The organism is Polynucleobacter necessarius (genome assembly GCF_900096755.1).
GTDB lineage: Bacteria > Pseudomonadota > Gammaproteobacteria > Burkholderiales > Burkholderiaceae > Polynucleobacter > Polynucleobacter necessarius_K.
The window spans coordinates 1043638-1060588 of record NZ_LT615227.1 but is presented as its reverse complement, the minus strand read 5'-3'; the positions used below and the strand labels follow the sequence as shown (position 1 = coordinate 1060588).

The following is a 16951-nucleotide window of genomic DNA, read 5'->3' as shown; positions in this document are numbered from 1 at the left end:
CGAGGCAGTAACGATGAAAAAAGTACTCATTCTTGGTGTTAACGGTTTTATTGGCCACCACCTTTCTAAACGCATTCTTGAGACAACCGACTGGGATGTCTATGGAATGGATATGCAAAATGATCGTCTTGGTGACTTGGTTAATCATCCTCGCATGCACTTCTTTGAAGGTGATATCACCATTAACAAAGAATGGGTTGAATACCACATCCGCAAATGCGGTGTCATCTTGCCTTTAGTTGCGATTGCAACCCCAGCAACTTATGTGCAGCAACCACTCAAAGTATTTGAACTCGACTTTGAAGCAAACCTTCCAATCGTACGTTCCGCAGTGAAATACAAAAAGCATTTGGTGTTTCCATCAACTTCCGAAGTGTACGGAATGTGTGAAGACAGTGAATTTGATCCCGCTAAATCTAATATGGTTTATGGCCCAATCAACAAACCACGTTGGATCTACGCTTGCTCCAAGCAGTTAATGGACCGTGTGATCTGGGGCTATGGCATGGAAGGCTTGCGCTTCACCCTCTTCCGCCCATTTAACTGGATTGGCCCTGGCTTAGATAGTATCTACACACCAAAAGAAGGTTCTTCACGCGTGGTCACTCAGTTCTTGGGGCACATTGTTCGCGGCGAACCTATTAACGTTGTCGATGGTGGCGCCCAGAAACGCGCCTTTACCTATGTTGACGATGGTATCGATGCGTTAATGCGCATCATTGATAACAAGGATGGTGTTGCTAACGGCAAAATCTACAACATTGGCAACCCAAAGAACAATCACTCAATTCGCGAACTCGCCAATCAGATGCTAGAAATTGCTCGCAGCATTCCCGAGTATGCGAAGACTGCCAATGAAGTGAAGATTGTTGAAACTACTTCCGGCGCTTATTACGGCGAAGGCTACCAAGACGTGCAAAATCGTGTTCCAGCAATTGATAACACGATGAGCGAACTAGGTTGGAAGCCAACTACTACGATGTCCGATGCGCTCAAGAATATTTTTGAAGCCTATCGCGAAGATGTAGAAAATGCGCGTCATCTAGTCGACAAAGAATAAGTACAAGCAAACTCAAAGGTACATGGCTAAGATAGCTCTCAAGGTTGACGTTGATACCTTACGCGGCACAAAAGAGGGCGTACCAAATCTGGCGCGCACTCTCGAGCGCTTTGGCCTAAAAGCCACCTTTCTCTTTAGCTTGGGGCCCGACCATACTGGCTGGGCATTAAAGCGAGTCTTCCGCCCAGGCTTCCTGAAAAAAGTGAGTCGCACCTCAGTTGTCGAACACTACGGCATCAAAACATTACTCTATGGCGTACTGATTCCAGGTCCCGATATTGGCAAGAAAGCTGCCGCAGAAATGCGGGCTATTGATCAAGCTGGTCACGAGACTGGCATCCATACTTGGGACCATGTTGCCTGGCAAGATGCAGTACGCACTAAAGATGCATCATGGACCAAAGCAATGATGCAAAAAAGTTGGGATCGTTTCGTAGAAATTTTTGGCCATACCCCGGTGACTTATGGTGCCGCCGGTTGGCAGATGAATGAAACCGCATTTGAGCAGCTCGATCAATGGGGTATTACCCACTCCTCAGATGGTAGAGCTGAACCTAATTTAATGCCATATCGCCTTGCCTTGCCATCAGGCAAAGCTAAGCATGTGCAGTACCCAACGACATTACCCACCTTTGATGAACTGATTGGCATTATTGATGGCGCTGATGAGTTTGGCGCAGTTAAAAAGCTGCTGGAAATCACCCAAAGTAATCCCAATGATCAGGTCTTTACCTTGCATGCCGAGCTTGAAGGCCAAAAGCTTCTGCCGGCATTTGAGCAGCTATTAGCCGGATGGCTAAATCAAGGCCATGATTTGGTCACGATGGGTGAGCTTCATAAATCCTGGGAAGCTACCAAGCAACTCGATAAAATAGCCGTACTACCACTTACTTGGGGCGAAATCCCTAATCGCAGCGGTGACCTGATTATTCAGAATAATTAATCCAATAAGACTAGAGACAAAATAACTAAAGAAGGATCATCATGACAGTAGCAATTGGTAAACCGATGCCACAGTGCGCCATTCCAGCAACTTCTGGATTAACGTTTTCACCAGCATCTGCAAAAGGCAAAAAACTGGTTCTCTATTTTTACCCTAAAGATATGACGCCAGGTTGCACTGCTGAGTCAGGTGAATTCAGAGACAACATTGAAGCCTTCACAAAAGCCAATACCTTGGTGGTAGGGGTTTCCCGAGATAGCCTGAAGTCACACGATAACTTCCGCAGCAAACTACAGCTCCCTTTTGAGCTGGTGGCCGACACCGAAGAAAAGCTCTGCCAACTCTTTGGCGTCATGAAGATGAAGAATATGTACGGTAAACAAGTCCGTGGCGTAGAGCGCAGCACCTTCTTATTTGACTCATCTGGCAAGCTTGCTAAAGAGTGGCGTGGGCTCAAGGTGGCAGGCCATGTGACAGAAGTATTACAAGCAGCCCAAGCCACTAAATAATTTTTACAACAATTTGTTCTGAGGTGCTTGCAAACCCCAAAATTTGGGGTAAAGTGATTCATATGCACCGTAAACGACGGGAAAGTCTGGCAATCCGTTTGAATCAGAAACCTGAATATTTCAGAACAGGTTTGGAGAGCAACCCCCGCCGTTTTTTGAACATCGCTGCAACTAGTTTCGTAATAAACCGTCAATGCACTCCACTTGGCGGTTTTTTCTTTTAGGAGGGTCCATGCCCCTGCCACCCATCCCCACTCAAATTGCTGATCAAGTCAAACTCAGCCGCAAAGACACTCCTGATTTAAAGAAACGTCCTGCTCCAGCAAAACCAGTGGTAGTGGAAGCCTCCGATTGGACCAATGAAGCCGAGGAAGATTTATCAGCGGCAGAAGTTGCTCTCGAAAAAATTAAAGCCGATCGCAGTCCAGTTCGCAATGAACAAATAGCAACTGCTCCAGCAAAGCCAAAACGTGTGATTCGAACTGGGCCACCTAGCCTATTTGTTTTAGACACCAATGTATTGATGCATGATCCTAGCTCCTTGTTCCGCTTCTCAGAGCATGATCTATACCTCCCAATGACCACTCTTGAGGAACTTGATAACCACAAGAAGGGTATGACTGAGGTAGCCCGCAATGCCCGCACCGTAAGCAGATCTTTAGATCAACTCATCGCGGGTACTAGTGGCACGCTAGACGAAGGCATCCCACTTAATAAACTCGGCAACACAGATGTCACTGGTCGCCTGTTTTTTCAAACTAAATTAGCAATTCAAGCTTTGCCAGAAGGCCTACCCGAAGGCAAAGGTGACAACCTGATTTTGGCAGTAGTTAGCGAATTACAAAAAACTCGTAAAGGTCAAGAGGTGGTATTGGTATCCAAAGATATCAATATGCGTATTAAAGCGCGTGCCTTAGGCTTGCCTGCAGAAGATTATTTCAACGACCAAGTATTAGAAGATCGTGACTTAATGTATGCCGGTGTTATGCAACTGAATGCAGACTTCTGGCCTAAGCATGGCAAAGACATGGAAAGCTGGGCAGACTCTAAGTCTGGCACGATATTCTATAGAGTCACCGGCCCTGCAGTTCAAAGCATGCTGGTTAACCAGTTTGTCTACCAAGAAAATCCTGATGGCTCAACACCCTTTTACGCACAAGCAAGAGAGATCAACGGCAAGACTGCCCTCCTACAGACATTAAGAGACTTCTCCCACCAGAAGAACAATGTATGGAGTGTTACCCGCCCGCAACCGCGAGCAAAACTTTGCCATGAACCTGCTGATGAACCCCGATGTTGATTTTGTAACCCTGCTAGGTCAAGCTGGCACCGGAAAGACCTTGCTCGCTTTGGCCGCTGGTCTTAAGCAAGTATTGGATAGCAAACGCTACAACGAGATCATTATTACCCGCGCCACCGTACCGGTTGGCGAAGATATTGGCTTCCTACCGGGCACTGAAGAGGAAAAAATGCAGCCATGGATGGGTGCGTTTGATGACAATCTTGAGGTACTCCAGCGCAATGAAGATGGCGGAGCCGGTGAATGGGGTCGCGCCGCCACTCAAGAACTCATTCGCTCACGCATTAAAGTAAAGAGCATGAACTTCATGCGCGGCAGAACTTTTGTGAGTAAGTTTGTGATTATTGATGAAGCGCAAAACTTAACTCCAAAACAAATGAAGACTTTGGTAACTCGTGCGGGCCCAGGAACCAAAATTGTCTGCTTAGGTAATATTGCCCAGATTGATACACCTTACTTAACCGAAGGTTCTTCTGGCCTCACTTATGTAGTGGATCGCTTCAAAGGCTGGCGTCATGGTGGTCATGTGACTCTGGCTCGTGGTGAGCGCTCACGTCTTGCGGATCATGCTGCTGACGCACTCTAAAAAACCTCTTCATGCCGCACTCTTCTGGGGTGCGGCATTTTTATTTGTACTCTACTCGTCTTGAGTGGTTGCAGCACGCTTGGAAGTAAATTGCCCAGCCTAAAACTCGCGCAATTTAAACAAGACACTAGTGTAGGGACTGAGGACATTTCGATTGCGGCAGTGGGATTGGTAGATGTGCCTTACCGATATGGTGGCAACACTCCAAAGGGCGGCTTTGATTGCAGCGGACTCATTGTTTATGTTTACAACAAGGCAGCGGGTATTAAGCTGCCAAGAACAATTCAACAGATGAGTGGCCAAGGTAGAAGCATTGACGGTCAACCGCTAGCGCCTGGAGACTTGGTGTTCTTTAATACCACCGGTGAAAAATATTCACATGCTGGCATCTATGTTGGACATGGCAGATTTGTACATGCACCTAGTGCCGGCGGTACCGTACGCCTGGATTACATCACGACACCCTACTGGGCGGCAAAGTTTACCGAGGCGCGACGCTTCACGCCCCAGTAGAGCGGCTAGAGACCTACTGTGTAAGTTGCTAACACTGTAGTTGATGTCACAGCTTGATAAGACTCTTGGCGATAGATGCCGTTTAAGCCCAATCTCTCACGAGGGCTGAGATCGTAAAAAACACCCAAACTAGCCGTAGGTCTTAGCGTACGGAAATTGTTATTCATTGCAATATTGAATTCACCATTACCGGAAGTAATGAGGTTGCCAACACTTGCGTTCACATCTTTTTCAGCGCCAGCACTTGCAACAATATTGGTTTTTTCGTCTAAACGATGACTACCCATCAATCCTGCAAGCGTAGTGGTTGTGTAGTTACTGATTGAATTGTAGGTAAGTGGATTAGACACTGTTGATGATTGCGCTTCAGCATATCCATTCATACCGCCCAATACATAGCGCATACCTGCATATGGGGAAACAATCGTTTTATTTCCTAAACCAAAGCCATACTTAAGGACCCCGAGAGCACCTTGTGAAGTCAAAGCCGTTGATCCAGAACCTGGCTCGGACACGCCAACAACAGGTCGTGTCAGTGTGGCATTTTTGCTCGCATAACCAGCAGCCAGCTTAGCTTCTAAGCCAGTCCCGTCAGTAGCTTGATTCCATACCCCAAACACTCCTACCATTGGAGTACCGTTATTCAATTGCGCAACGCCGCCAGGAGTGCTTTGAGAAAGGCTTTGATCTAAGTAACCACCAAGGCGCAAGTTTTCTGAAAAGCGATAAGCGCCGATCACTAAGGCGCTGGTAGTGTTATCAGGATACCCACTGACATTGGTATAGCGACCGCCAGCAGAAACGCAGATATTGCGATTGCCGAATAATGGGCAGTCATAAGTCATGCCGTTAATGACTCCTGCAGACTGCATTGCGAATAAGCCTTGTAATGCAGTCCCGAAAGAAGCTAAAGCAGCCTGAGTATCGTAATTAGTAGGCGCAATAATGTATGAGTCTGCCGCCAAAGCAGCTTTAAGATCCGCAAGAATTGCTGCAGGTGCTGCAGCATTAGCAGCCTGCGGAAGAGGCTTAATTACCAAATCGGTTTGGTTTGCTGGGCCGCCAACACGGTGCACTAATGCCCAAGCGTAAGCATTATTGCCCGAGGTAAAGGTTCCATATGAATTACCAAGATTATTAATCTTGAAGCCATTTAAGACAGTTGCATAAGTAGTGTTGTAAGCAAGAGCAGAGTTGCTAGCAATATTAAAGTTCATCACTCCCGTTACTGTTCCGCCACTTACATCTAATTTCCCATAATTAGATGCATCGGTCACCTTTGAAAAATAGTTCAAAGGAAGAACTCCAGAGTAAGTCAAAGGATTTGAACCACCCTGAGAGTTGGTCAGGCTAATAATATTTCCGGTGTTGTAGATACCAAAGGGGTTGGCGCCTGAAGTATTAATTATTCCGCTATTGATCAGATCAACTGCACCCACTCCTGAAACTTGCACGCCATATGAGGCGGCACCTGAAGTGGTAATTGTTCCGCTATTAGTAATTGTGTTGACGACGCTACTATTAGTCGCTCCAGAGTTGAGTCGCATACCTGCAGAGTTCGAACCAGAAGTGGTAATCGTGCCAGCATTGGTTAGGGTATTGGCGGCAGAACCTGCATTTGTGGCGCTAACATAAATGCCAGCTGCATTTCCGCCAGCAGTAATAATCGTGCCGCCCGATAAGTTATTCAAACTATTGCCACCAGCTTGTGATCGGCCATTAGCTCCCGCTGAAATTCCGTAGCCGTTATAAAATGAACTGGTATTTAATGTGCCCGAGTTATTAACAGTTGCGCCGCTACCAAGTCCAATCGTTGACCCAACAACGGTATACACTGTACTGGCAGCAACGATGACTCTCACACCATTTCCATCAGTAGTATTGGTAGCAGATATCACGCCCCCACTAGCAACTGTTTCGCCACCATTAATCGGCTTACATGTAATGTTTGCATTATTAGCTGGAGCATAGTTAAGGTCCCCATTAGGCGGGTTTTGCCCGATCTGATCTGAACCCGTATTGATACATTTGGCGTTTGTGCAAGCGCAATACCTGAACCCATCATTAAGAAAAGTGCTACAAGCACTGAAATGAAGCAATTGCTTCGCGCTATCATTTTTGAATTAATCATTTTCATTAGATGAGGTTCGGTTGGCTCTTGATGGCCCCAGCAATTCTAGGGTTTTATATAAGAGAATCATAATTTCCCATGGAGTTAATATCTATTAACCCTTAGGCTAATATCAACCTATCGATTGTTCATAAATAATCGTTTTAAGAGTTATAAATAGATATAGTTAAGTCATTCAACCAAGGAGAATTCAGATGAAAAAAATCATTATTGCTTTAGGTCTTGCTCTTAGCTTTACAGCTCCAGCATTTGCACTCTCCCAGGCAGAATGCGAAGCAAAGGCAGTTAGCAAAGATGGCAAGCCTTTATATGGCGCAGCAAAAGCCGCATCTATCAAAAAGTGTGAAGGCGAGAAATAAACTTAATAGATTAAATTTATTTACAGCATTAAAAAGCCTCGCATTGCGAGGCTTTTTGTTTAGCTGTTTTCTCTGATCTTTTAGAACGGCTCATAGCCACCAGAAGAGTATCCGATGGATCCCATCGCTAAGTTATCAAACTTGGTATACGGACCTTGCCAGCTTAAGCGAACTGTACCGATTGGACCGTTACGTTGCTTGCCAATAATAATTTCTGCAACGCCTTTATCAGTAGTGGTATCTGGGTGATAAACCTCATCACGATAGATAAACATGATTAAGTCGGCATCTTGCTCAATAGCGCCAGATTCACGTAAGTCAGACATGATCGGGCGTTTGTTAGGACGTTGCTCAAGGCCACGGTTTAACTGAGAGAGCGCAACTACTGGGCACTGTAATTCTTTTGCAAGTGACTTGAGCGAGCGTGAGATTTCAGAAATCTCCGTTGCGCGGTTCTCAGAACCAGAGCCACTCATCAACTGCAAGTAGTCGATTACTACGAGCCCAAGTGTGCCGCCAAAGTTTCTGGCAATACGGCGTGCTCGTGCTCGCAACTCAAGACTGGAAAGAGAGCCAGTCTCGTCAATCAAAATTTGAGTATTACTCAAACGGGCAATTGCATCAGTAACGCGTGGCCATTCATCGTCCTGTAACTTACCAGTACGCATGCGACCCTGGTCTACGCGCCCTACTGAACCCAATAAACGGGCAGCCAATTGCTCGCCTGACATCTCCATAGAGAAGACTACGACCGGCAATCCTTCTGCCAACGCAACGTTTTCCGCAATGTTTAATGCAAATGCCGTTTTACCCATGGAAGGGCGGCCTGCAACGATCACCAAGTCGCCTTTTTGTAGGCCGCTTGTTTGTTTATCTAAATCTAAAAATCCAGTTGCGATACCTGTAATGTCGCTACCGCCTTGACGGTTGTATAGCTCATCAATACGAGCAACCACAGAACGAAGCAAAGGCTCAATCTCAAGATAGTCTGCCTTACGACTACCTTCTTCGCCGATTTGCAAAATACGTGACTCAGCTTCATCCAACAGCGTTCTGACTGTTCGGCCCTCAGGCACAAACGCAGAACTAACAATACTGTCAGACACCTCAATCAAGCGACGCAAAATACTACGGTCACGAACAATGTCGGCGTAGCCTTTAATGTTTGCAGCGCTTGGGGTGTTTTGAGCTAAGGAGTTGAGGTAATCAATGCTGACCAAATCACCACCCTGCTCAGATTTAACGGCATCGTAAACAGTGATGACGTCAGCAGGATGATTGTCACCAACCAAACGAGCGATGACCTTGTAGATCAAAGCATGTTCAGGACGGTAGAAATCTTTATCGTTTAATACTCCGCCAAGGTTATCCCATGAGGAGTTATCGATTAGTAGACCGCCGAGCAAAGATTGCTCGGCTTCTACAGAATGCGGCGGAACTTTTAAAGCCTGCACGACTGCATCCCCAGAACCCATCATGCCGGGATTCAGCGTAACGGAACGTGAACGGGATTCAGCCATGTGGCTTATTTACAGTTCTAAAACTTAAGCTTGCTCGCCAACTACGCGAATAGTGATGTCTGCAACTACGTCGGTATGAACAGCAACCGCTACAGGGTGATCACCAACCATTTTCAATGGGCCAGTAGGCAAACGAACTGAAGACTTCTCAATTGTGAAGCCTTTAGCTTTCAACGCATCAGCGATGTCATGGTTGGTTACAGAACCAAACAAACGACCGTCAACACCAGCTTTTTGACCGATTTCGAGAACCAAATCTTTGAGCTTGATGCCAACTGCTTCAGCGGCAGCCAATTTCTCAGCAGCCAATTTCTCCAACTCAGCACGACGAACTGCAAAGTTAGCGATAGCTGCTTCAGTTGCACGACGAGCTTTACGTTGTGGGATTAAGAAGTTACGAGCGAAACCGTCTTTAACGCGAACGATGTCGCCGAGGTTGCCCAGGTTTGTTACTTTTTCTAAAAGAATGATTTGCATTGAGGGCTCCTAATTATTTCTTGTGTTGATCGGAGAATGGCAACAAAGCCAAGTAACGAGCACGTTTGATAGCAGTGTCTAACTGACGCTGATATTTAGCTTTTGTGCCTGTCAAACGAGCAGGAGTGATCTTAGCGTTTTCGCCAATGAAGTCCTTCAATGTATCTACATCTTTGTAGTCAATCTGTTCTACGCCAGCAACAGTGAAACGGCAATAACGCTTACGCTTGAACAATGGGTTCTGAGCTGGTTTCTTTTTGAAATCGGGTTTCTTTCCAAACGCCATGATGATTTCCTCTTTAATTTTTCAATTGAATATAGGTAATATGGAAAACAAGTCTTTGATTACGTAGAGTCTTGGGTGCCAAAAATCCTTCAAACACTGCTTCAGTTCCTAAATCCATTCGCTCTAAATCCTTTTGTATCGGACCGATCGTGATGGCTTCAACGTTCATCTGAATTTTCCTTGCCACCCCTACCTCGTTTGCTTGACCGCTATGTTCTAGCTGGCAATGCATCACCGGTATTCCTGCTGGTGTAAATCGAATCGCGTCTTTAGATACCAAGATTGCAGTTAGGGTGAAATGATTCAACGCCGCTCCGCTTCTCTGATACGTTTTCTAGTCTGTGTGAATTCCTCTTCAAATTTCTAACTTAGGCTGCCGCTACAGGAGCGTCAGATTGAGCTGATTTGCGCGCTTCTTCACGTTGCACTTCTTTCATCATGATGGAAGGCTCTGTTTCAGCTTTCTTAGTCTTGATGATGAGGTGACGCAAAACAGCATCGTTAAATTTGAACGCATGCTCAAGCTCTTCCAGAGTTTTCTGGTCGCACTCAATGTTCATGCAAACGTAGTGGGCTTTAGCAAGTTTGTCGATCATGTAAGCCATCTGACGACGACCCCAGTCTTCCATACGATGAATTTTTCCGCCCGCAGCTGCTAATGTAGCTTTGTAACGATCGCTCATCGCTGGTACTTGCTCGCTTTGGTCCGGATGGACGATAAAGACGATTTCATAATGACGCATCAAACACTCCTTAAGGATAAAGTCACCTGGGCGTCTTGCTAACAACTTTCGATGGTTTATTAAAGTTAGCGCCAGTGTGACAAGGTAGTAACAAATTGTAGGTACTGCTCACAACACTTTTACAGCTCTCACCTGATTACAGGCAAGACCGCTATTCTAGCAAAAAAATCCTGCCAAGTCAGAGATTTACCAGCGCTTTGAGCCTGTTTTTCAGCATTCAAGGCTAATTGCAGTGCAATCCGAGCTCTTGGAGCAGAAAGGCTGCCCGAGGCCAGGCAGCCAGAAATGTCTTTTTCTGGCAAATGGGCTTGCGTCTCCCCTGCCCCGGTTCTGCTGGTTCTAACCAGTGCAATCCCATGTTTTACAGCCGCAATCAAGGAATCACGCCAAGCATCATGCAGACTGCCCATACCCGTTCCTGCCAGAACCAAACCCTTTACTTTGGAGTTCAGCCAATGCGTAATGGTCTCTGGTCGCGCGCCCGCATGGCTAGTCAAAATCTCTCCACCCAGGGCCATTCACCCTCCTTTGGGATGGGCCAATCCTCCGTCCAGAGGGCTTGAACCGCCTTGACCCCGGATAACCAAGAAGGATTAATCAAACCCACTGAACTGCTAGGCGAGCTTTGAATAGGCGCATTGAGCGCACTGCCGTGTCGTTTTGATAAATCCATGGCCATGCCTCGACCGTCCATGACCGCATAGATGCCACCAGGGCAGTTATCAATTGGGGTTGAGGCCCAGCGAATAGCATCCAACAAATTGGAGGGTCCATCAGCCTTAGGCGCATTGGCCGGCAACATGGCGCCAGTCAAGATTACTCTTTTGCCTAAATTTTCAGCATATTTGCCACAGGTCAACTGCAAGAAGACACCAGTCTCCTCAATTGTGTCGGTTCCGTGAGTGAGCACTACGCCTGAACCAAGGTATTAGCAAGCGCTTCTCTGACGGCCTCTCCCAGCTGGGTGAGCAATGCCTCCGTTAGGTTGCAGCTATTGATGTTCGCCAATTGCCTGGAAACCAGCTGAATACCCTCAGGCACTGCAGAGTGAATATGGGACAGCAAAGAACCCACCTCAACTTGTCCCGCCAAATACTCCAAAGGCTTATCTTCCGGGCTAGAAGCCAAACCAGCAATTGTGCCCCCATACCTAAGACCAGGATGTGAGGTGAATTTTCAGAGGTGTGTTCTTGTGAGCTCATACCCCATTATCCCCCCCTTAAATAGCTTGAATTATCAAAAACTGCTGTATACAATCCCAGTATGGACATAAATACAGTTAATTTTCCGGAGGAGCTGACTGCCCTCCCCAAGCTCACTCCACGTCAGAATGAGATTTTGGAGTTGATCACTAAGGCCATCGATGAGAGCGGTTTACCACCGACTCGTGCGGAGATTGCCACGCAACTGGGATTTGCCTCTGCCAATGCTGCTGAAGAACATCTTCGCGCACTAGCAAAAAAGGGTTATATCGAATTAACGCCAGGTACGTCACGCGGCATTCGCATTCCACAACGATTTAATCAAACTCATCACAGCAATAAATATCGTCAGATGTCTTTACCATCTGGCGCGCTACAACAACTCACACTGCCATTAATTGGACGAGTTGCTGCTGGCTCACCCATCATGGCTGTTGAGCATATTGAAAAACAAGTTCCGATTGATCCAAGCTTATTTAGCAAAGGCGCGGATTACTTACTAAAAGTAAAAGGTATGAGCATGCGCGATGCTGGAATCTTGGATGGTGATTATTTAGCTGTTAGAAAAACAACTGAAGTGCGCAATGGCGATATCGTGGTTGCGCGCCTCGACGATGAAGTCATGGTCATTGAGTTGCAAGCAGAAAACCCTGACTTCAAAAACATCTTGGTAGATAGCCGTCAACCGAACTTTGCCATTGAAGGTCAAGCCGTCGGCTTGATAAGGGCTGAAGGGCTGTAAGCCATACCCCCCCGAAAGCAAAAGACCTCCGTGAAGAGGCTTTTTTTGTTTCCTGCTGCAGCAACTACATTATTTACGAGCAGGCGCTAGTACGTTTGCATTTTTAGGTGACGATGTAATCACAGTGACTGACTTGGGGCCGCCAAATGAACCATCGACTATTTCAATCGTTGCAGTTCTATCGCCCTTTGTGAAAACCAGGATACTTGTTTTTGCTTTCACAGCAGTCACTGTTGTCCAACCATTCTTAGGATATTCAGATTGGAAGAACGCATAAACATCTGTAGAGCCTTGCAATGCATTCACAATTGCTCTGCCAACCCATTCATTGCCACGACCAATAATGATTGAATCCGTTCCGTTTAAGCGCGCACCTTGTGGCAACAACATATCGCCCAATAACTGCGATTGAACTTCCTGAACTTCTTGCGGAGAGTCGGAAGGAGAATCACCCGAACTAGCGCAAGCGCCCAGCAAGACAGATAAGAACAATGCTAATGCACTGACTTTAAGGGAATTGGTATTAATCATTTTTTGCTTTAGGTGATTGACGAAATTTACTTAGCTTATTTAAAAGCATTTTAGGTGATGCGCCCATTTCGTCAAGGCAAATTACTGGAGGCGCGTGAGGGAATCGAACCCCCGTACGAAGCTTTGCAGGCTCCTGCCTAACCACTCGGCCAACGCGCCAGATACTTAAATCAAAAATGGGAAGCTTTTGAGGGCTTCCCATCGAACTTGGAGCGGGAAAGGAGGTTCGAACTCCCGACCTATACCTTGGCAAGGTATTGCTCTACCAGCTGAGCTATTCCCGCATAACAGGGCAGTAGTTTAACAAACAATCTGGAAGAAAGCATTATTTCCTCTCGAAAGCATCAAACCACGGCATTGCTAAAAGGCGTTTAACCGCGCCCAGCTTAGGTTTTAGGGTGTTTAATCCACTTTACCGACAAGTTGCGGCAATGCTTTCTTGAGGTAATAAAACATCGACCAAAGCGTTAAAAAGGAGGCAATCCAAATTAACCAGGTTCCAATTCTCGCGCAATCTAACCAGCCAAATAAGGTGTCATTCAACAATAAAAATGGAATGGCGATGAGTTGAGCCGTAGTCTTGAGCTTGCCAACCATATGCACTGCCACGCTTTTGCCGGCCCCTAACAAAGCCATCCATTCACGCAAAGCAGAAATGGTGATTTCGCGACCAATGATAATCAGCGCTACCCAGACCTGAACGCGGTCCATATTCAGTAATACCAATAAAGCTGCAGCAACAATTAATTTATCTGCCACTGGATCTAAGAATTGTCCAAATGCAGACTCTTGTTTTAAGCGGCGCGCCAAAAATCCATCTAACCAGTCCGTTACTGCAGCAAGCGTAACAATCAACGCTGCGATGAAATTTTTCTCAAATGGAGTGAGCCATTGGCCAGGGAGATAAAAAACTACTACCAGCAACGGAATCGCTGCTACACGTAACCAGGTTAAGGCGATTGGTAGATTAAATGGCATTTGCTAAGCATAAACCAAATACCTTGCTTGCTGACTAATGCAATTGACGATAAATCTGCTCTGCGAGGGTAAGGGATACCCCTTCCACACTGGCAATCTCCTCAATACTGGCGTTAGCAACCCCTTTTAAACCTCCAAACCGCGCCAATAATTTCTGCCGGCGCTTGGCGCCAATGCCTTCAATCTCTTCTAACCTTGAAACTACTCTTACCTTAGCGCGCTTTGCACGCATGCCTGTAATGGCAAAGCGATGCGCCTCATCACGAATCTGCGCAACCAGCAATAGTGCCGCACTATCAATACCAAGTTCAAGCGCCTTGCGGCCATCTGCAAAGATTAAAGTCTCTAGGCCAACCTTGCGGCCCTCTCCTTTTGCAACGCCCACAATGAGACCAATATCCATACCAAATTCAGATAGCACCTGCCTTGCCATTTCGACCTGACCTTTACCGCCATCAATCAAAATCACTTGCGGTATTTTTTCTACAGGCAGTTCCTGAAAGTTTGCATAACGCCTTTGCAGTACCTGGCGCATAGCTGCGTAATCATCACCTGGAGTGATGTCATTGATATTGAAACGACGATACTCGCTCGATTGCATTGCATTCTTGGCATACACAACACAAGAGGCTTGAGTTGCTACTCCCGACGTATGACTGATGTCAAAACATTCGATTCGCAACTGCTCAAGACTTTCCAACTCAAGACCCAAAATATCAGCTAACGCACGCGCTCTAGCCAATTGCCCAGCAGTCTCCACCAGGCGCTTTGTCAAAGCAATCTTGGCGTTGCCTTCAGCCATAGCTAGCCAGTGACGCCTTTGACCTTGCGGCTGATGAAGGAAGGTTATTTTTCTGCCGGCCTGCGCATTGAGCAATTCATGCAAATCTTCAGGTGGCGACTCGCTTAACTTAGTCACATCATCACTGGCGGATTGCAAAGCGTGATTCAAAACCAATACCGGCGGTATTAAATTAGTCGTAGCGTCTTCAGCGTTTTCCTCTAAGTAGTGCTGAGCAATAAAAGCCTCTAATATTTCTGCTGGGGATGGCAACTCACCAGAAGTTGTGCGCAATCCTTTGAGGAAGTAGGCCCTATCACCCAAGTGACGGCCGCCACGCACCATGGCCAGGTTCACGCAAACCATTCCCTCCATCTGAGCGACCGCAATAATATCGACATCGCCTTCACCCTCAGCAACTGTATCCATTGCCTGTTGCTGCAAGACGCTCGAAAGATCAGCAATGCGATCGCGTAGTACTGTGGCCATTTCAAATTCCATGGCTTCGCTATGGGCATGCATTTCTTTTTCAAGCTCAGATAAAACGCGGCTGTGATCACCTTCTAAAAAACGGGTGGCCTGAGCTACATCTTGCCCATACTGCTCTACGCGGAGACGACCTACGCATGGGGCACTGCAGCGATGAATTTGATGCAAGAGACAAGGGCGACTGCGATTCTTAAATACCGAGTCCTCACAGGTGCGCAGGCGGAAAACCTTCTGCAGAATTTGCACGCTATTACGTACAGCCCAGCTATTAGGGAATGGGCCAAAATAATGGTTACGCTTATCAACCTTGCCTCGATATGAAGCCAATCGAGGAAACTGGTGCCCAGTAAGCATGACATACGGATATGACTTATCGTCTCTAAAGAGAATATTGAATGGCGGTGCCAACTCTTTAATGAGATTGTTCTCCAGAATAAGCGCTTCAGTCTCGGTCCGTGTTACTGTTGTTTCATAGCGGGCAATTTTGCCCACCATCAATTCAATACGTGGTGACAACTGGGTGCGCTGAAAATAACTAGACGCCCGTTTTTTGAGGTTACGTGCTTTGCCTACATACAGAATATGCCCCGCCTCATCAAAGAAGCGATATACCCCCGGCAATCCGGGTAGCCGTTTAACATCCTGCTGAAGGGTTTCAAAAAGCGAATTGCTCATGCGTTGGGATATTTTCTGCCAAATCGTCGATAACTATGGTGATGCCGGTGTTTGCTGGCGTCTAGCCCGAAGCTTATCAAGTATTCATGGTCAAGAGGTCCGTATTTTTTGCGATGATCTGCCAACCCTTAATTTACTCGCTTCTGGAGTAGATCCATCCGTTAAGCAAAAAATTGAATTCCTTCCCTGGGAGGCAAGCTATAGCAACGCACGTCACCCCGTTGAGACTCCTGATGTAGTCATTGAGGCATTTGGCTGCGACTTACCAGAGCGCTACCTTGCAGGCTTATTTATTGCTCCTATTAAACCCATCATCATCAACTTAGAGTATTTGAGTGCCGAGCCCTGGGTGATTGAGTTTCACGGCAAAGCCTCCCCCCAATCTCACGGCATTCCAAAGTACTTTTTCTTTCCAGGATTTCAGGATGAGGTAGGCGGGCTATTGCTTGATCCCATCCCGCCAGAGGGTCAATTGGTCAAAGACAATATCCCGAGCGATCTACAATCAGTGTGGTCGCAACTGCGGCCTGGAGCTAAACGCATCAGTGTTTTTTGCTACCCTGGCGCCCCTCTAAAAAAATGGCTGGAAAGTCTAGGCGGTCTAGATGAAGAAGTTGACATCTTGCTGGCACATGGCCACGCTGAACAATTAAATCTATATGGTGAGCAGCCGATCTCGCTACCAGACAATCTGCAATTACTATCGATGTCCTTTGTTTCACAGGATGAATATGACTGGATGCTCTCTCAATGTGACTTCAATATCGTTCGCGGAGAGGATTCTTTCATACGAGCACAGCTAGCTGGAAAACCATTCATCTGGCACATTTACCCACAAGAAGATCGAGCGCATGAGGTGAAGTTAGCAGCTTTTCTGGATCTATATCTGGAGGAGGCTAATCAAGCGCTACGTCTGGCCACCATCGGCGCAATGACCTGGGCAATGCCTAGCGAATGGTTTGGCGATTTAGAGGTCTGGAATGATCATGCCAAGCTCTGGCGCACCCAATTACTCAAAAAACAGGGGGATGGAGGCCTGCCAGCACGTCTGCTGAGCTTCGCCACCTAATCCCAAGCAATAAAGGCTTGCGGGCGGTTACAATCTTGTTTTTGATAAAAACCGCAG

The 16951-nt window shown here is 46.7% G+C and carries 18 protein-coding genes, 2 tRNA genes and 2 pseudogenes; 8 read left to right on the top strand and 14 right to left on the bottom strand.

Annotation, left to right across the window (positions count from 1 at the left end; all coding sequences use genetic code 11):
• The first annotated feature begins 13 nt into the window (after positions 1 to 13).
• The 5 genes and pseudogenes from DXE27_RS05620 to DXE27_RS05600 all read left to right on the top strand — a co-directional run.
• Entirely contained in the window at positions 14 to 1060 is a 1047-nt protein-coding gene (locus DXE27_RS05620) for a bifunctional UDP-4-keto-pentose/UDP-xylose synthase (protein WP_128113237.1), read from the top strand.
• A 22-nt stretch (positions 1061 to 1082) separates the two neighbouring features.
• Positions 1083 to 2003 (top strand): polysaccharide deacetylase family protein, encoded by a 921-nt coding sequence (locus DXE27_RS05615; RefSeq protein WP_128113236.1) that lies wholly within the window; start codon positions 1083 to 1085, stop codon positions 2001 to 2003.
• Positions 2004 to 2044: 41 nt separating this feature from the next.
• Positions 2045 to 2512, top strand: a complete 468-nt coding sequence (locus DXE27_RS05610) for a peroxiredoxin (protein ID WP_128113235.1) — start codon at positions 2045 to 2047, stop codon at positions 2510 to 2512.
• A gap of 232 nt (positions 2513 to 2744) precedes the next feature.
• Positions 2745 to 4398, top strand: a pseudogene (locus tag DXE27_RS05605) (PhoH family protein).
• A 90-nt stretch (positions 4399 to 4488) separates the two neighbouring features.
• Positions 4489 to 4905 (top strand): annotated as a pseudogene (locus DXE27_RS05600) (C40 family peptidase); the annotation flags it as partial.
• Positions 4906 to 4916: 11 nt separating this feature from the next.
• Here DXE27_RS05600 and DXE27_RS05595 read toward each other — a convergent pair.
• On the bottom strand, positions 4917 to 6809 hold the full coding sequence (locus tag DXE27_RS05595; RefSeq protein WP_128113233.1) for an autotransporter domain-containing protein: 1893 nt from the start codon (positions 6807 to 6809) through the stop codon (positions 4917 to 4919).
• Between the two features lie 427 nt (positions 6810 to 7236).
• On the opposite strand from DXE27_RS05595, the gene DXE27_RS08935 reads away from it, so the two are divergent.
• A complete protein-coding gene (locus tag DXE27_RS08935; protein WP_172457113.1) occupies positions 7237 to 7401 on the top strand; it encodes a hypothetical protein in 165 nt (54 codons plus the stop codon).
• Between the two features lie 80 nt (positions 7402 to 7481).
• Here DXE27_RS08935 and dnaB read toward each other — a convergent pair whose 3' ends face one another.
• The 8 genes from dnaB to DXE27_RS10050 form a co-directional block, all read right to left on the bottom strand.
• On the bottom strand, positions 7482 to 8879 hold the full coding sequence (gene dnaB / locus DXE27_RS05590; RefSeq protein WP_128113719.1) for a replicative DNA helicase: 1398 nt from the start codon (positions 8877 to 8879) through the stop codon (positions 7482 to 7484).
• Positions 8880 to 8945: 66 nt separating this feature from the next.
• Positions 8946 to 9398: a 50S ribosomal protein L9 gene (gene rplI, locus DXE27_RS05585; protein WP_128113232.1), complete on the bottom strand. Its 453-nt coding sequence runs from the start codon at positions 9396 to 9398 to the stop codon at positions 8946 to 8948.
• Positions 9399 to 9411: 13 nt separating this feature from the next.
• Positions 9412 to 9684: a 30S ribosomal protein S18 gene (rpsR, locus tag DXE27_RS05580; protein ID WP_011902267.1), complete on the bottom strand. Its 273-nt coding sequence runs from the start codon at positions 9682 to 9684 to the stop codon at positions 9412 to 9414.
• A 13-nt stretch (positions 9685 to 9697) separates the two neighbouring features.
• On the bottom strand, positions 9698 to 9991 hold the full coding sequence (priB, locus tag DXE27_RS05575; RefSeq protein ID WP_128113231.1) for a primosomal replication protein N: 294 nt from the start codon (positions 9989 to 9991) through the stop codon (positions 9698 to 9700).
• A 61-nt stretch (positions 9992 to 10052) separates the two neighbouring features.
• Complete coding sequence (rpsF, locus tag DXE27_RS05570; protein WP_128113230.1) at positions 10053 to 10427, bottom strand: 30S ribosomal protein S6; 375 nt, start codon at positions 10425 to 10427, stop codon at positions 10053 to 10055.
• A 128-nt stretch (positions 10428 to 10555) separates the two neighbouring features.
• On the bottom strand, positions 10556 to 10924 hold the full coding sequence (locus tag DXE27_RS09170; RefSeq protein ID WP_197712322.1) for an L-asparaginase family protein: 369 nt from the start codon (positions 10922 to 10924) through the stop codon (positions 10556 to 10558).
• Positions 10921 to 11337 carry an asparaginase domain-containing protein gene (locus DXE27_RS09165; protein ID WP_197712321.1) on the bottom strand — a complete coding sequence of 139 codons (417 nt, stop codon included), beginning with the start codon at positions 11335 to 11337 and terminating at the stop codon, positions 10921 to 10923. Before DXE27_RS09165 ends, DXE27_RS09170 begins: the two co-directional genes overlap by 4 nt.
• On the bottom strand, positions 11337 to 11555 hold the full coding sequence (locus DXE27_RS10050; protein WP_197712320.1) for a hypothetical protein: 219 nt from the start codon (positions 11553 to 11555) through the stop codon (positions 11337 to 11339). Before DXE27_RS10050 ends, DXE27_RS09165 begins: the two co-directional genes overlap by 1 nt.
• Positions 11556 to 11690: 135 nt before the next feature.
• Here DXE27_RS10050 and lexA point away from each other — a divergent pair, with 135 nt between their 5' ends.
• Positions 11691 to 12371 (top strand): transcriptional repressor LexA, encoded by a 681-nt coding sequence (gene lexA / locus DXE27_RS05560; protein ID WP_128113229.1) that lies wholly within the window; start codon positions 11691 to 11693, stop codon positions 12369 to 12371.
• 69 nt (positions 12372 to 12440) lie between these two features.
• Here lexA and DXE27_RS05555 read toward each other — a convergent pair whose 3' ends face one another.
• The 5 genes from DXE27_RS05555 to uvrC form a co-directional block, all read right to left on the bottom strand.
• Positions 12441 to 12902, bottom strand: a complete 462-nt coding sequence (locus DXE27_RS05555; protein ID WP_128113228.1) for a hypothetical protein — start codon at positions 12900 to 12902, stop codon at positions 12441 to 12443.
• Positions 12903 to 12987: 85 nt separating this feature from the next.
• Positions 12988 to 13061 (bottom strand) — tRNA-Cys (locus DXE27_RS05550).
• 49 nt (positions 13062 to 13110) lie between these two features.
• Positions 13111 to 13186 (bottom strand) — tRNA-Gly (locus DXE27_RS05545).
• A 118-nt stretch (positions 13187 to 13304) separates the two neighbouring features.
• Positions 13305 to 13880, bottom strand: coding sequence for a CDP-diacylglycerol--glycerol-3-phosphate 3-phosphatidyltransferase (gene pgsA, locus DXE27_RS05540; protein ID WP_128113227.1), 576 nt, complete (start codon positions 13878 to 13880; stop codon positions 13305 to 13307).
• A 34-nt stretch (positions 13881 to 13914) separates the two neighbouring features.
• Entirely contained in the window at positions 13915 to 15825 is a 1911-nt protein-coding gene (uvrC, locus tag DXE27_RS05535) for an excinuclease ABC subunit UvrC (protein ID WP_128113226.1), read from the bottom strand.
• Between uvrC and earP the strand changes: the two genes are divergently transcribed.
• Positions 15824 to 16894, top strand: coding sequence for an elongation factor P maturation arginine rhamnosyltransferase EarP (gene earP / locus DXE27_RS05530; RefSeq protein ID WP_128113225.1), 1071 nt, complete (start codon positions 15824 to 15826; stop codon positions 16892 to 16894). The genes uvrC and earP overlap by 2 nt on opposite strands.
• Positions 16895 to 16951 lie beyond the last annotated feature (57 nt).

Coding starts and splice junctions, on each gene's coding strand:
- rpsR (WP_011902267.1), bottom strand. CDS start 9,684: ATGGCGTTTGGAAAGAAACCCGATTTCAAAAAGAAACCAGCTCAGAAC.
- DXE27_RS05615 (WP_128113236.1), top strand. CDS start 1,083: ATGGCTAAGATAGCTCTCAAGGTTGACGTTGATACCTTACGCGGCACA.
- rplI (WP_128113232.1), bottom strand. CDS start 9,398: ATGCAAATCATTCTTTTAGAAAAAGTAACAAACCTGGGCAACCTCGGC.
- earP (WP_128113225.1), top strand. CDS start 15,824: ATGCGTTGGGATATTTTCTGCCAAATCGTCGATAACTATGGTGATGCC.
- DXE27_RS05610 (WP_128113235.1), top strand. CDS start 2,045: ATGACAGTAGCAATTGGTAAACCGATGCCACAGTGCGCCATTCCAGCA.
- DXE27_RS05555 (WP_128113228.1), bottom strand. CDS start 12,902: ATGATTAATACCAATTCCCTTAAAGTCAGTGCATTAGCATTGTTCTTA.
- DXE27_RS08935 (WP_172457113.1), top strand. CDS start 7,237: ATGAAAAAAATCATTATTGCTTTAGGTCTTGCTCTTAGCTTTACAGCT.
- DXE27_RS05620 (WP_128113237.1), top strand. CDS start 14: ATGAAAAAAGTACTCATTCTTGGTGTTAACGGTTTTATTGGCCACCAC.
- pgsA (WP_128113227.1), bottom strand. CDS start 13,880: ATGCCATTTAATCTACCAATCGCCTTAACCTGGTTACGTGTAGCAGCG.
- uvrC (WP_128113226.1), bottom strand. CDS start 15,825: ATGAGCAATTCGCTTTTTGAAACCCTTCAGCAGGATGTTAAACGGCTA.
- lexA (WP_128113229.1), top strand. CDS start 11,691: ATGGACATAAATACAGTTAATTTTCCGGAGGAGCTGACTGCCCTCCCC.
- rpsF (WP_128113230.1), bottom strand. CDS start 10,427: ATGCGTCATTATGAAATCGTCTTTATCGTCCATCCGGACCAAAGCGAG.
- dnaB (WP_128113719.1), bottom strand. CDS start 8,879: ATGATGGGTTCTGGGGATGCAGTCGTGCAGGCTTTAAAAGTTCCGCCG.